We start from the raw sequence: 13,694 nt of genomic DNA, 5'->3' as shown, positions 1-13,694 counted from the left end.
GGGGTACAAACGGGATGCCGGGCGGCGGACGGTTCGGGGTTAGGGGCCGGGGGGAGGAACGGTTCGCGTTGAGACGCGATGACGACGGCGAGAGGACGGCGACATTGGGGCGCTCCGCAGGCACTCCGCTGGAGCCGGAAGACCCGCCGGCGATCGGCCCCTATGAGCTGGTCAGCCGTCTCGGCTCCGGCGGCATGGGGGTGGTCTACCTCGCCAAGTCCGCCGATGGGCCGCGGGTGGCGCTCAAGGCGATCCGCAGGGACTTCACCGCCGACCCGGTCTACCGTGCGCGTTTCCACGAAGAGGTGTCCAACGCGCGCAAGGTGGCCTCGTTCTGCACGGCGCGGGTGCTCGACCACGGCGAGGACCGGGGCGTGCTCTACCTCGTCACCGAATACATCGACGGCATCTCGCTGGAAGATCACCTGATCGAGCACGGGGCGCTGTCGCCGTCCGTGCTGCACGCGGCCGCCGTCGGCGTGGCGGCCGCGCTGACCGCGATTCACGCGGCGGGGCTGGTGCACCGCGATCTCAAACCGGCCAACGTCATGCTGACGCTGGCCGGGCCGCGGGTGATCGACTTCGGGCTGGCCCGGTCGACGCATGTCGACTCCCGGCACACGAACGCCGGCATGGTCATGGGTACACCCGGATGGATCGCTCCCGAGCAGGTCTTCGAGGGGCGGACCAGCCCGGCGGGAGACGTGTTCGCGTGGGGGTCGCTGATCGCGTACGCGGGGCTGGGCGGGCACCCGTTCGGCGAGGGGGACGCCTACGTGATGGCGGCCCGGGCCCGTACGGCGCCGCCCGATCTGCGGGGGTTGCCCACGCCGCTGGACCGGTTGGTAGCGGCGGCGATCCACCCCGACCCGGCGCGCCGGCCTACGGCGAGGCAGCTGCTGCTGGAGCTGGTGGAGGCGGCCGACGAGCCGGCGGCGCAGCTGGCCGCGACCAAGCATCTGACGAACGCGTGGAATCCGTCGGAGTTCGCACCACACCCGGACGCCCGCCCGCCGCACCCGGACGCCCGTGCCGGGCAGGCGCCACCGCATCACGACAGCCGTGTCCCGCAGGCCGCACCGCATCACGACAGCCGCGCGCCGCAGGCCGCACACCATCCTGAAGCGCACAACCCCCAAGGGTCCTCGCACGCAGAGGCGCGCAGCGCTCTGGGGCCTCCGGCCGAGCGCACGGGTCCCACGCCGGTGACCTCCCGCGGGCCGCAACCGTCGCCGGCCGAGCGCACGGGGCCGACGCCGGGCACCGGCCGGGGACCGCAGCCGCCACACGCCGACCGCACCGGACCCGTACCAGGCGCAGTGCCCCAGCCGCCACACGCCGACCGCACCGGACCCGTGCCAGGCGTAGGACCCCAGCCGCCGCATGCCGAGCGCACCGGGCCGCTCCCCGGAACCGGGCGGGGACCGCAGACGCACGGGCGGGGTGGGCAGGCCCGGCATCCCGAGCGGAGCATGCCGCGGCCGGGCGGGCGAGGGCCGCTCCCCCACCACGCCACGACGGGCCAGGGGCCGTTGCCCGGCTACCGGCCCGCCCGCCCGAAGCGGGGCGTGTTCGCGGGCTGCCTCACCGCCCTGGTCATAGCGGCCGTGCTGCTGGTGCTGCTGCTGGCCGCGCTGGCCTGGTTATTCCGCGAAACTCCGGCCGGCGCGGACGGCCCGGTGGAGGATGGCAAGCTGCGGTTCGCGGTGACGAGCACGAAGTGCCCCAAGCCCGCCAAGGCCGCGACGACGCGCACCTGCCAGATCGGGGTGAAGGTCAACAACATCGGCCACGAGGCCAGGGTGCTCTACCCGGGCCAGCAGAAGCTGATCGACGAGGACGACATGCCGCACGGCGGCACCAAGCTGCTCGACAAGAGCGGCAAGGAGATCACGCCGATCCGCATCGAGGCAGGCGGCGCGTTCACCGGCACGCTGGTGTTCGAGGTGCCGAAGAACCTGCAGCCCACGGGCCTGGAGGTGCACGACTCCGGGCTGAGCGCGGGAGCCAGGGTCAACCTGGGTTCCTGACCCCCGCCTGGGCGAGCCTGGCCAGCAAGGCGGTGACGCGCTGGCCGGCGGCTTCGGCGCCGCCGGAGGTCAGCGCGGAGCCCATGCCGCAGGCCACGGCGCCGGCCGCGATCCACTCCGGCGCGTTGTCGAGGGTGACGCCGCCCGTGGGGATGGCGGGAACCTGAGGCAGCGCGGCCCGTACGTCGCGCAGCCAGGACGGCGACACCGCGGACGCCGGGAAGATCTTCACCGCGTCCGCACCTTCCTCCAGAGCACGGACGATCTCGGTCGGGGTGGCCACGCCGGGGAAGACCGGCACACCGTAGCGGTGGCCGGCGCGGATCACCTCGGGATGCAGGTTGGGCGAGACCAGGAAGCGCGCGCCGGACTCCACGGCGGCGCGGGCCGCGGCGGCGTCGAGCACGGTGCCCGCGCCGACGAGCGCCTCGGGCCGCTGCTCGGTGAGCCGGGCGACGGCGGTGAGGGCGCGCGGCGTGGTGAGCGCCACCTCCACGGCCCGCAGCCCGGCGTCCAGCACGGCCTCGGCAGCGGCCACCGCCTCCCCGGGCCCCGCGGCCCTGACGATCCCGAACACCCGCTGCTCGGTGACGGCCTGGACGATCTCCCAGCGGAACATGATTTCCCTTCTCATGGTCTACAGTCCGGCGCCGGCGGCGAGCGCTCTTCCCACCTCGGCGAACCCGCCAACGGTGCACGCTCTCTCCGACTCGGCGAACCCGCGCCAACGGTGCACGGTCTCCCCGCCGCGATGATCGCGCCCTAACGGTGCACGGTCTCCCCCGCCGAGGTGAACGCGGCCAGCGCACGGTCCAGGCCCGTCCGGTCGGGCAGCCCGTCGGTGTCGTTGGCGCACTGCACCACGAGCGCCGCCACGGCCGCCCCCTCGCGCAGGCAGGTCTCGTACGGCATCCCGCGCAGCATCCCCGACAGGAACCCGGCGGCGAACGCGTCGCCCGCCCCCACGGGGTCGGTCACGGGCACCGGGAACGCCTCCTGACGCAGGCCGGCGCAGCTGGCCGACTTGTCGCGGTGCTTGACGACGGCGAGCCCGGGCAGCCCGGCCGGGTCCACCTGGAGCAGCTCCAGCTCGTCCTCACCGGCGAACACCACGTCGGCGCGGCCCATGAGCGGCGCGACCCGCTCCCGCCACCGATCGGGCGGGCCGAGCTTGAGCCGGACGTTCGGGTCGAAGGAGATCGTGGCGCCCGCGTCCCTGGCCAGGTCGAGCAGCCGGAGCGTGGCGAGGTGCGCCGCGTCCGACAACATCGGCGTGATGCCGGTGACGTGGACGAGCCGGGCGCCATCCACCATCTCGGGCGTCAGCTCGCCGGGCGCCAGCCGCGAGGCGGCCGAGCCGGCGCGATAGTACTGGACGTCGATCGCCCTGGACGGGTGGCTGTCGCGCAGCAGCAGCCCGGTGGGGACGTGCGGGTCCACGACGGCGTGGCGCGTGTCGATGCCGTCGGCGCGGAGCATGGCCAGCACCGACGCGCCCGCCGGGTCCGCGCCCACCCGCCCGAGCCAGCGCACCTGGTGGCCCAGCCTGGCCAGGCCGGCGGCCACGTTCGACTCAGCGCCCGCGATCGAGCGGCGGAAGGCGGTGGCCCGCTCGAGCGGGATGCCCGGCTCGGCCAGCATCAGCAGCATCGCCTCACCGCACACCACAACGCTCACGAACGGACTCCTCGCAAATCAATGGATCATGCGTCCCAATAGTTGTATCAAATCACGTTTGTCCTGCGGCGAGAGACTCCCTTGACCGCATGGCGCCCGTGGGGAACGCTGAAGCGGAAACCGTGGGCCGGGGGGCGCCGGGGGGATCGAGCGTGAGGCGTCCATTCATCACCTTGCTGGCCGCCAACGCACTCTCCGTCACCGGGACCATGCTCTCCATGCTGGCCGTGCCGTGGTTCGTGCTGGAGAGCACGGGGAGCGCGGCGCTCACGGGGCTGGCGGCGTTCTCGACCACGTTCCCCATCGTCGTCTCGGCCGCGTTCGGCGGGACACTGGTGGACCGGCTGGGATCGCGCGGCGCGAGCGTGTTGTCCGACGTGGCGAGCGGGCTCGTCGTCCTGGCCATGCCGGTGCTGTCGTGGACGACGGGGCTGTCGTATCCGGCGCTGCTGGGGTTGCTCTTCGTGCGATGGCTGCTGGCCACGCCCGGGGAGACGGCACGCAAGGCCATGGTTCCCGAGCTGGCGGCGCTCGGGCCGGTGCGCATCGAACGGGCGGTGGCGGCGTACGACGGCGTCTACCGGGGCGCGGCGATGGTGGGCGCGCCGCTCGCCGGCGTGCTGATCGTCTGGCTCGGGGCCAGTGCGTTGCTGGTCGTCGACGGGGTCACGTTTCTGCTGTCCGCGGCTCTGATCCGCGGCGGGGTCCCACGATCGGGAGGCGGCGCGGGACAGGGCGGCTATCTGAGCGATCTGCGCGACGGGGTGGCGTTCCTGTGGCGGGACCGGCTGCAGATGAGCGCGACCACGATGATCGTGGTCGTCAACATGCTCGACACGGGCGTGACGCAGGTCCTGCTGGCGTTGTACGCCCGGGACGTGACCCACGATCCTCGCGCGTTCGGCCTGCTCGCCGGCGCGGTCGGAGCGGGCGCGCTGGCCGGGACCGTCGTCTACGGCGCCGCCGGCCGGCGATTACCCCAGAGGCTGACCTTCGGGGCATGCTTCCTGATCGCCGGAGTGCCTCGGGTGCTGATCCTGGCCCTCGGCGCCCCGTTGCCCGTCGCCCTCGGCGTCACCGCGCTGTCCGGCCTCGCCGCGGGCGCGATCAATCCCATTCTCGGCGTGCTGCAGTATGACCGGATCCCGGCCCGCCTGCGGGCGCGGGTGCTCGGCACCATGACGGCCGCCGCCTACGCGGGCATGCCGTTCGGCGGGCTTCTGGCGGGCTCGCTCACGGAGCTGACCGGTCTGACGGCCACCCTGTACGCATTCACCGCCGTCTACGTGCTGGCGTCCATCCCGCCGTTCGCCGGCCGAGCCTGGCGGGAGCTGGACCACGACGGACCGGCCGGCGTCAAGCGGCGGCGGACCGGCTCAGGAGGAGGGACTCCGTGATCGGGGACTCGTGGGTGCCGGCGGCCGTGCAGGCGTGTGCCCCAGCGATCGAGCCCAGCCTGACGCACTCCTCCAGCTTCCTGCCGCGCAGCGTGCCGTACAGGAAGCCGGAGACGAACGCGTCGCCCGCACCGTTGCTGTCGGCCACCGGCCCGGGAAGCGGGGCGGCGGGGAAAGCCCGCAGCCCGGCCTCGCGGGTCAGCACCAGGCATCCGTCCGCGCCGAGCGTGCACACGACGGTGCGGGCTCGGCCGCGGCCAAGGACGTCGCCCATCACGACCGCCGGGTCCTTGAGCGCGGCGGCCGACAGGAACACCAGGTCGGAACGGTAGGCGAAGTCCTTGTGGTAGGTGTTGACGCCGTCCCAGTCGTGCAGGTCCGTGGAGATCGGCACGCCGTCCAGGTCGGGGTAGACGTGGCGGCAGAAGTCCATGATCGACACGTGGACGTGCCTGGCCCGGACGTCCGCGTACAGCTGCCTGGGCAGGCGCTCGCCGGGCGTGACCTTGGCATCGTAGAAGGAGGTGCGGCGGCCGTCGGGACCTACGAGCAGCACGCTCCTGCGCGTGCCCGCCTCGGCCGGCCCCCAGGAGCAGTCGAGGTCGCGCAGCGCGTGGCGGAGCAGCGCGCCCTGCGGGTCGTCGCCGATCAGGTCGGCGAACGCGACGTCCAGCCCGAGCGCGTGGCAGCCGAGCGCCACCCCCGCGCCGGTGTTGCCGATCCTGTCGACGACCGGCGGCACCTGGTAGGTGTCCTTGTACGGCAGCGGCAGCTCGGGCACGTAGACGGTCGTGTCGACTCCGGCACCGCCGAGGACCAGAATGTCCGTGTTCATTGCCTCACTCCGTGAGGCGGGCTCGGTCGCCATACGCCGGTCACCGGTTGACCAGCGGGCCCGAGCCGGTGGAGCCGCGGACCACCAGCTCCGGCTGGAAGATCAGCTCGACGTGCTTGGTGGGTGCGCCGCTGACCTCCTCGAGCAGCGTCTGCACGGCCGCAGAGGCCATGGCGCCGATCGGCTTGCGCACGGTGGTCAGCGGCGGGTCGGTGAACGCGATCAGCGGCGAGTCGTCGAACCCGACCACGGACACCTCCCCCGGCACCGACAACCCCTTTTCCCTGCAGGCGCGGATCGCGCCGAGCGCCATCAGGTCGCTGGCGCACACGATGCCGGTGCAGCCGCGGGTGAGCAGCTGGGCGGCGGCCGCCTGCCCGCCCTCGACCGAGAACAACGAGTGCGCGATCAGGTCGTCCACGTCGGCCGTGCCGAGCAGGTGCGCCATGACCTGCTTGAAGCCCTCGATCTTCCTGATCACCGGCACGAACCTGCGCGGCCCCAGCGCCAGCCCGATGCGCTCGTGACCGAGGTCGACGAGGTGCTGCACGGACAGCCGCACGGCCATGCGGTCATCGGGCGAGATGAAGGGCGCGTCGATGTGCTCGCTGTAGCCGTCGACCAGCACGATCGGCAGCCCGCGGTCGACCAGGCGGGTGTAGCGGTCCATCCGCGCGGTCGTGTCGGCGTGCAGGCCCGACATGAAGACGATGCCGCTCACCCCGCGATCCACGAGCAGCTCGGTGAACTCGTCCTCGGGCGCGCCGCCGGGCAGCTGCGTGCACAACACGGGCGTGTAGCCGTGCTGGGTCAGCGCCTTCTCGATGGCCTGCGCGAACGCCGGGAAGATCGGATTGTCCAGCTCGGGCGTCACCAGGCCGACCAGTCCGTTGCTGCGCTGCCGCAGCCGGGGCGGGCGCTCGTAGCCCATGAGGTCGAGCGCGGTCATCACCGCCTGGCGGGTGCCCGCGGAGACCCCGGGTTTGCCGTTGAGCACCCGGCTGACCGTGGCCTCACTCACCCCGGCCTGGGCGGCGATGTCGGCAAGGCGAGCGTGACCATTCATGGGCCACACTTTACTTTCAACCAGACCGCCGAATCCGCTGCTCCAGGCTCATTCGAGGCCAGCAGCACCTCGCCGTCGAGACCGAAGTCCACGGGTGTCTCCGTGAGGTTGACGGCGCACACCAGATCGCCCCGGGAGAAGACCAGCGTGCCCTCGGGAGAGTCGTGCCAGGTCAGGTCCCCGTCGAAGGAACGCCGCAGCCGCAGCGCGGCCCGGTAAAGCTCGAGCGTCGAGCCGGGGGCGCCCTCCTGGGCCTCCACGCTCAGCTCGGCCCACTCCGCCGGAATCGGCAGCCACGGGTTCGCCCACCCGGCCTCCGGGTCGCGGCGCGTCCAGGGCAGCGGCACCCGGCAGCCGTCGCGGCCGCTGTCGGGATCGCGCAGCCGCTGCGGGTCGAGGCACACCTCGGGCGGCAGGTCGAGCACCTCGGGCAGGCCCAGCTCGTCGCCCTGGTAGACGTAGGCCGAGCCGGGCAGTGCGAGGGTCAGCAACGCGGCCGCGCGGGCCCGGTCCAAGCCGCCGTAGCGGGTGACGTGCCGCTTGACGTCGTGGTTGGACAACACCCAGGTGGTCGGCGCGCCCACGGACGCGGCGGTGGCCAGCGAGGAGTCGATCACCTCGCGCAGCTCGGCGGCGTCCCACGGCGCGAACAGGTAGTGGAAGTTGAACGCCTGGTGCAGCTCGTCCGGGCGGACGTACATGGCCAGCCGCTCGGGCGTGGGCGCCCACGCCTCGGCCACGCCGATCCGCTCGCCGGGATAGGAGTCGAGCACGCGGCGCCAGGCCCGGTGGATCTCGTGCACGCCGTCGTTGTCGAAGAACGGCACCGGCTCCCTGCCGACCATCCTGGCCTGGTTTCCCTTGCCGATGTCGGGCAGGCCGGCCGGCTTGACCATGCCGTGCGCCACGTCCACCCGGAAGCCGTCCACGCCCAGGTCGAGCCAGAAACGCAGGATCGACTCGAACTCGCCGCGCACCTCGTGGTCGTCCCAGTTGAGGTCCGGCTGGGCGGGGTCGAACAGGTGGAGATACCACTGCCCGTCCTCCACCTGAGTCCAGGCCGGGCCGCCGAAGATCGACTCCCAGTCGTTCGGCCGGTCGCGGAAGATGTAGCGATCCCGCCGCTCGCCGCGCAACGCCTGCTGGAACCAGGGATGCGCGGCGGAGGTGTGGTTGGGGACGATGTCCACGATCACCCGCAGCCCCTGCTGGTGCGCCTCGTCGATGAGCGCCTTGGCGTCGGCCAGAGTGCCGAACAGGGGGTCGACGTCGCGGTAGTCGGACACGTCGTAGCCGAAGTCGGCCATCGGCGAGCGGTAGAAGGGCGTCAGCCAGACGGCGTCCACGCCCAGCCCGGCCAGGTACGGCAGGCGATCGCGAATGCCGATCAGGTCACCGACGCCGTCGCCGTCTCCGTCGGCGAAGCTCCGCACGTAGACCTGGTAGATCACGGCGTTCCGCCACCACGCGGTCATGGTCACCCCCGAATGTTTCACCCATGAAAGCGGTTTCCGCAACTTTACGCAACTCCTTCCATCCACCCCCAATACGGAAATTTCGGTCTATGGACGGCCAAAACGCCTGTCCAATAAGCCCTAGAGGGAGATTCTTTATGTCAAGGGTGGACATGCGGCGTTAAGGCGCGATGTACTACCTCTTCAATCAGCCCCGTCACAGGTGACACGTGCGCAAGGTGTGGGCCCCATGAGCTCGGTCGTTCTCGACAAAGTGACCAAGGTGTACCCGGGCGACTACCTCGCAGTCGACCGGCTCAGCCTGCGTGCCGAGGATGGCGAGTTCCTCGTCCTCCTGGGCCCTTCAGGCTGCGGCAAGTCCACGTTGCTCCGGATGATCGCGGGCTTGGAGGAAATCACCCAAGGCGAGCTCTGGCTGGACGGCCAGATGGCCAACCACCTGGCGCCACGCGATCGCGACGTCGCCATGGTGTTCCAGAACGGCGCCCTGTACCCGCACCGGACCGTGCGCGGGAACATCGCGTTCCCCTTGGAGATCGCCAAGTCGGACCCGGCGATGGTGCGTGAGCGGGTCAAGGAACTGTCGAAGGCGTTGCACATCGACGAGACGCTGGACCGCCGCCCGGGCACACTCTCCGGCGGCCAGCGCCAGCGGGTCGCGATGGGCCGGGCGATCGTGCGCCAGCCCAAGCTGTTCCTCATGGACGAGCCGCTGTCGAACCTCGACGCCGGCATGCGCACCGAGTTGCGCATGGAGATCTCCGCGCTGGTCAGGTCGCTCGGCGTCACCACCATCTACGTGACGCACGACCAGGTGGAGGCGCTCACGCTGGCCGACAGGATCGCCATTTTGAATCGCGGCGTCTTGCAGGACGTGGGCACTCCGGCCCAAATTTACAACGATCCAGCCACGGCATTCGTGGCGGCGTTCCTCAACTCGCAGCAGTTGAACCTGTTAGCGGCCGCGGTCAGGACGCCGCAGAACCAGTACGTGCTGCTCGACTTCGGCCCACACCGGCTGACGATCCCGTGGAGCGATCCGCGGGCGTACGCCATCTCGCAGCACACGGGCGGCCACGTGCTGGTGGGGCTGCGGCCCGACGGGCTGGCGCCGGTGCCGGAGACGTACGAGGGGCCGGCGTTCTTCGGGCGGGTGCGGGCGCTGGAGTACCACGGGCACGAGTGGCTGGCGTATCTGGAGTGCGGCATGCCCGCCGTCCCGGTGCCCGAGCCGCCGGACCCGAGAGTGCGGGTCAACGGCGTCAAGAACGGCTCGGGCAAGCTGTCGGGGCTGATGCGGCGGATGTTCTCGCCTCCGAAGGAGGAGCCTCAGGAGCAGGAACGGGTGGGCCAGAACCCGAACAGCGGCATCCACCGCCGCTCTGACCTGATCGTCCGCCTGGGCAACCGGCCGGTCTGGCGGGCCGGCGACGCCTCCAAGGTCGCCGTCGACCTCTCCCGCATCATGATCTTCACGCCGGACGGCGCCCGCATCGATCCACCACGCCGCTAGCGCCGTCGGGGGCCGGCGAGCGTGGCAGGGGCAAAGGAGACGGGGAAGGGCTCGTTGATCGTCAGTATGTCCCCGGCTTTGGCTTCCGCGACCAGCTCGTAACCCTGCGCGCCTAGATTGAAGACTTCCACACGCGGAGCGTCGTCTCCCATGAGCTCGACCCTGATGAAGACCGGAATGCCTGCTGCGGCGTATTTGGGCGGCTTGATCTCATAGTCACGTCGCCGACTCGCCTTGCCTGGGCTGACGACCTCGACCACACACACGACTTCGGCTGCGGTGAGGCTAGCGACTCCTGCCTCTATCGCCTCGGCAGGCCCTACCACGATGTCAGGGATGAGGCCGTCCTCATCGACCACGAGGTTGCCCGTCTCGACCACCTCGTAGTCCTGTGGACACGCGTCGTCCAGGATACGGACCAAGCGCTTCGCCGCGAGTGCATGATCGTATTTGGGCATGGGACTCACTACGAAACTCCCGTCGATCAACTCGATCCTGTCCCCGGTTTCGGGCAGCTTGAGCCAGTCCTCGACGGTGTAGTCATTGCTGATCGGCGGCAGGGCGAAAAGCCTGGTATGCCGCGGTGGCGGATGGGCAACCAGCCACCCATCGTCCGGCAAAGCAGTCATCGCCTCATCGCCTTCCATGAGTCGAGTCTCGCACGCACAGCAAATCGAGCCAACTGTAGCGGAATGAGCACGCCGAGTGACGACGCCACATTACCGTGCCTTTACCAGCTCCGTCAGCCACTTCCGGATCACGGCGCAGGCGTCCATCGGGAGCCTTCCGGGGTGTCCTCCACGACGACGCCTCCCGCGTGCATCGCCGCCCGCAGCGCGTCCGCCACGTCGTAGCGTCCCGCCTCCCGCAACTCCGCGCGCAGCGAGACCAGCGGCTCCACCAGGGACCGGAGACCCGCCGCACGCTGATCGGTCCTCGAGGCGAGCTCGCCGAGCCGGCCGATGAGCAGCCGCATCAGCTCTCTGGCCTGATCCACCCCGCCCGCGTCCTCCTCGGTGTCGGCCGCCCACTTGACGAGCTCGGCCTCGAGGTCGAGCACGGTCTGCGCGGCCGCGACCATGTCCGGCTCGGCCGCGGCCGCCTTGAACCGCTCCTCGCAGGACCGGATCGTCTCCTCCAGCGTGATCTCGGCAGGTGTGGCCTCCTCGTCAACCGGCGTCGACACGGAGGCCATCCCCGCGCCGCCCTCGGCCAGGCGGCGGATCTCCGCGAGGTCGGTACGGGTGCCCGAGGGCAACACCACCACCGACCCCGGCCGCCGGACGGTCAGCCCGCCCCGGCCCGCGACCCGCACCGTCTCGCTCTCCAGGTCGATGACGACCGCCGTGTGCTCGTCGAGCCCCAGGACCGCGGTGCCGGCCGGCAGCTCGCGCTCCATGCGGGACAGCCGGCGTTCGCCCAGGTAGCAGTAGCGGGTGTCGTGCGTGCCGCCCTCGGCGTTGTCGAAGTGGGGGATCAGCACGGCCTGCAGCCCGAGCGGCTCCAGCAGGCCGATGCCTTCCCTCCAATGGGGCTCCGCGCCCACCTTGTAGATCTCGTAGACCGGCACGGTGGCCAGCCCCGCCGTGCAGGCCGCCGCCGAGGCCAGCACGGTCACCCCCTGACGTGCGCGGACGCGGGCCCGCAGGTCGCCCGCCACCCACGAATCGGCCCACCGGTCCAGCGCGTAGGTGGGGCTGCCCGGGCCGGAGAACACCCAGTCGGCGCCGGTGATCCCGGAGGCCACCTCGACATCCAGGCCGACGCTGCGGGCGAAGTATCGGCAGGCGCGGGCGGAGATGTCGGCACGGTTTTCCTGGAAGGCGTAAGGAGTGTCGAGCAGCACGGCCCGCGCTCCGGCGCGCAGGGTCCGCGCCGCGGCGCGGTGGATCTCGACCATGGTCGGGCTCGTCTCGCCCGACCCCATCAGCACCAGCAAACCCGGCATGACTGTCGGCCTCTCTCTCGCACGCCATCGACTACAGCGGGGCTCTCCGCGCTGTTCAAGACCAGGAGACATATGCATCGCAGACGCAGTTGCATAGGTATTGCAGTAAGTTGTTGGCAGTGACAGGGAGACACGTGGTCTCGGTTGAGACGCTCATGCTACGGCTGGGCACCGACAATCGCTGGTCGTACCGGCGTGCCATGACCAGACCGGGACGCGGCGAAAGCCCGGACGCAGCCGCGCGGCGGCTCAGCGGCGTGACGGCCGCCGATCCGGGCACCGTGCTGCATTCCACCAGCTGGCGGTATGAGCCGGACGGCCGGATCGTCCTGACCTACGCGGTCTGTCCTGACCCGTCGCCGTGGCTGCCCGCGATCGAGGTGCCCGTGCTGGAGATCGCCCGCGGCGAAGCCCCCGCCACGCCGTCACCTGACCACGTCGCCCTGGCCAACGTGGTCGCGCACGCCATCAGACACCTTGCCTTCCTCATGGCCGAGGACCCCGTCGTCGCCCGGGTCCTGTCCCGCCACCCCGAGATCGGCGCGGCGCTGGAGCCCGCAGGCGTCCCGGCCTGACAGCCGCCGGCCCAGAGCCTGCCCAGGCCGCTCGATGAAGCGGTAGGCGAGCGCGCTCACGCCCAGCACCACCGCCAGGGCCAGCGCCGCCATGGCCAGCTGGTAGAGCGGATCCGCCTGCCGCAGGTCTCCGGTGATCTGCACGAAGTACTTCAGCAGCGGGTGGTGCACCAGGTAGAGCGAATAGCTGACCAGCCCCAGCCAGACGAGCATCCTGGGGAGCCGCCGTCCGCGCAGCGCCATCGCGCCCGCGAAGGTGGCCCCGGCCAGCGCGATCGTGGTCAGCCACACGTCGGCCTGCACCCACCACCAGCCGCTCTCGATGGCCCATAGGGGCGCGATCGCCACCAGCGCCGTCGTGACCGCCACCGGCCACAGCCCGCCCGTTCCGCGTTCCCAGCGGTGGATGGCCGTGCCCGCGAACATGACCGCCAGCACCGCCGTCCCCAGCCACGGCACCCGGCTGCTCAGCAGCAGCGCCGCGAGCGCCATCAGGCCGAGCACGCAGGCCGCGGCCGTACGCCCCCGCCCCCACATCACGCAGACCAGCCCGGCCGCGAACACCCCGGCCGACACATAGGCGGGCCACCCGCCCGCGAGCACCGCGCCCGACGCCACCAGCCCGACGACCACCGCGCCGGCCGCGAACCCCATGGACAACAGCCCGCTACGGTGATGCGCCCCGGTCAGGAACAGCGCGGTGACCAGCAGGTAGAACACCATCTCGTACGACAGCGTCCACATCGTGTCGGCCACGCCGCCCACGCTCACCACGTCGAGCAGCATGGTCGCGTGCGCCGCCACCGCGCTCCCGTCGCGCGGCACCTCCCCGCGCACCGGCACCCACCACGCCAGGGCGAGCACCAGCGCGATCACGCTCAGGTAGAGCGGGTAGAGGCGGAAGATCCGGCTGATCCAGAAGGCCCGCACGTCGCCGTGCCGCTCCAGGGATGTGGGGATGATGTAGCCGCTGACCAGGAAGAACACCAGGATGCCGTAGACGCCCAGATTGAACCAGTACGGCCTGAGTGCCGGGAGGAACCACGGGAGCAGGTGCTCCGCCACGACGGCGAGCGCCCCGATGCCGCGCAGGGCGTCCAGCCAGGCCAGCCTGGACGTGGAGGACGACGGGGTGGGGGCGGGGACGGCGGCGGACACCCGCACCAACATACCCTTAC

At 71.3% G+C, this 13,694-nt stretch carries 11 protein-coding genes; 3 read left to right on the top strand and 8 right to left on the bottom strand.

The features are described from left to right. The first annotated feature begins 68 nt into the window (after positions 1-68). On the top strand, positions 69-2,030 hold the full coding sequence (locus tag ACTWQA_RS03505) for a protein kinase domain-containing protein (RefSeq protein WP_443157846.1): 1,962 nt from the start codon (positions 69-71) through the stop codon (positions 2,028-2,030). Here ACTWQA_RS03505 and ACTWQA_RS03500 read toward each other — a convergent pair. After that, on the bottom strand, positions 2,014-2,664 hold the full coding sequence (locus ACTWQA_RS03500; RefSeq protein ID WP_443157845.1) for a bifunctional 4-hydroxy-2-oxoglutarate aldolase/2-dehydro-3-deoxy-phosphogluconate aldolase: 651 nt from the start codon (positions 2,662-2,664) through the stop codon (positions 2,014-2,016). The genes ACTWQA_RS03505 and ACTWQA_RS03500 overlap by 17 nt on opposite strands. A gap of 128 nt (positions 2,665-2,792) precedes the next feature. Beyond that, positions 2,793-3,707 (bottom strand): sugar kinase, encoded by a 915-nt coding sequence (locus ACTWQA_RS03495; RefSeq protein ID WP_443157844.1) that lies wholly within the window; start codon positions 3,705-3,707, stop codon positions 2,793-2,795. Positions 3,708-3,859: 152 nt separating this feature from the next. On the opposite strand from ACTWQA_RS03495, the gene ACTWQA_RS03490 reads away from it, so the two are divergent. Then, on the top strand, positions 3,860-5,104 hold the full coding sequence (locus ACTWQA_RS03490) for an MFS transporter (protein WP_443157843.1): 1,245 nt from the start codon (positions 3,860-3,862) through the stop codon (positions 5,102-5,104). On the opposite strand, the gene ACTWQA_RS03485 is transcribed toward ACTWQA_RS03490, so the two are convergent. The 3 genes from ACTWQA_RS03485 to ACTWQA_RS03475 are packed head-to-tail and all read right to left on the bottom strand — an operon-like array spanning position 5,064 to position 8,480. Then, positions 5,064-5,939, bottom strand: a complete 876-nt coding sequence (locus tag ACTWQA_RS03485; protein WP_443157842.1) for a carbohydrate kinase family protein — start codon at positions 5,937-5,939, stop codon at positions 5,064-5,066. The two genes, ACTWQA_RS03490 and ACTWQA_RS03485, sit on opposite strands and share 41 nt — an antisense overlap. Before the next feature lie 40 nt (positions 5,940-5,979). Continuing rightward, on the bottom strand, positions 5,980-7,005 hold the full coding sequence (locus ACTWQA_RS03480) for a LacI family DNA-binding transcriptional regulator (RefSeq protein ID WP_443157841.1): 1,026 nt from the start codon (positions 7,003-7,005) through the stop codon (positions 5,980-5,982). After that, positions 7,002-8,480, bottom strand: a complete 1,479-nt coding sequence (locus ACTWQA_RS03475; protein ID WP_443158024.1) for a glycoside hydrolase family 13 protein — start codon at positions 8,478-8,480, stop codon at positions 7,002-7,004. Before ACTWQA_RS03475 ends, ACTWQA_RS03480 begins: the two co-directional genes overlap by 4 nt. Before the next feature lie 229 nt (positions 8,481-8,709). Between ACTWQA_RS03475 and ACTWQA_RS03470 the strand changes: the two genes are divergently transcribed. After that, positions 8,710-9,993: an ABC transporter ATP-binding protein gene (locus ACTWQA_RS03470; protein ID WP_305917929.1), complete on the top strand. Its 1,284-nt coding sequence runs from the start codon at positions 8,710-8,712 to the stop codon at positions 9,991-9,993. Here the strand turns inward: ACTWQA_RS03470 and ACTWQA_RS03465 are convergent. The 3 genes from ACTWQA_RS03465 to ACTWQA_RS03455 all read right to left on the bottom strand — a co-directional run bounded on the left by ACTWQA_RS03465 (position 9,990) and on the right by ACTWQA_RS03455 (position 13,674). Beyond that, positions 9,990-10,640, bottom strand: a complete 651-nt coding sequence (locus tag ACTWQA_RS03465) for a Uma2 family endonuclease (RefSeq protein WP_443157840.1) — start codon at positions 10,638-10,640, stop codon at positions 9,990-9,992. The two genes, ACTWQA_RS03470 and ACTWQA_RS03465, sit on opposite strands and share 4 nt — an antisense overlap. Positions 10,641-10,750: 110 nt before the next feature. Continuing rightward, the gene (locus ACTWQA_RS03460) at positions 10,751-11,941 is read right to left on the bottom strand and encodes a hypothetical protein (RefSeq protein WP_443157839.1); all 1,191 of its coding nucleotides are present in this window, start codon (positions 11,939-11,941) and stop codon (positions 10,751-10,753) included. A gap of 425 nt (positions 11,942-12,366) precedes the next feature. Continuing rightward, positions 12,367-13,674 carry an acyltransferase family protein gene (locus ACTWQA_RS03455; RefSeq protein ID WP_443157838.1) on the bottom strand — a complete coding sequence of 436 codons (1,308 nt, stop codon included), beginning with the start codon at positions 13,672-13,674 and terminating at the stop codon, positions 12,367-12,369. Positions 13,675-13,694 lie beyond the last annotated feature (20 nt).

Source organism: Nonomuraea sp. 10N515B (assembly GCF_052245915.1).
In the GTDB taxonomy this organism is placed as follows: domain Bacteria; phylum Actinomycetota; class Actinomycetes; order Streptosporangiales; family Streptosporangiaceae; genus Nonomuraea.
The sequence above is the reverse complement of the archived record's forward strand: the minus strand, read 5'-3'. Positions and strand labels throughout refer to the sequence as shown.

Excerpts from the sequence above, each read along its gene's own strand:
- ACTWQA_RS03500 (WP_443157845.1), bottom strand. The coding sequence starts at position 2,664 with ATGAGAAGGGAAATCATGTTCCGCTGGGAGATCGTCCAGGCCGTCACC.
- ACTWQA_RS03485 (WP_443157842.1), bottom strand. The coding sequence starts at position 5,939 with ATGAACACGGACATTCTGGTCCTCGGCGGTGCCGGAGTCGACACGACC.
- ACTWQA_RS03480 (WP_443157841.1), bottom strand. The coding sequence starts at position 7,005 with ATGAATGGTCACGCTCGCCTTGCCGACATCGCCGCCCAGGCCGGGGTG.
- ACTWQA_RS03475 (WP_443158024.1), bottom strand. The coding sequence starts at position 8,480 with ATGACCGCGTGGTGGCGGAACGCCGTGATCTACCAGGTCTACGTGCGG.
- ACTWQA_RS03470 (WP_305917929.1), top strand. The coding sequence starts at position 8,710 with ATGAGCTCGGTCGTTCTCGACAAAGTGACCAAGGTGTACCCGGGCGAC.
- ACTWQA_RS03465 (WP_443157840.1), bottom strand. The coding sequence starts at position 10,640 with ATGGAAGGCGATGAGGCGATGACTGCTTTGCCGGACGATGGGTGGCTG.
- ACTWQA_RS03460 (WP_443157839.1), bottom strand. The coding sequence starts at position 11,941 with ATGCCGGGTTTGCTGGTGCTGATGGGGTCGGGCGAGACGAGCCCGACC.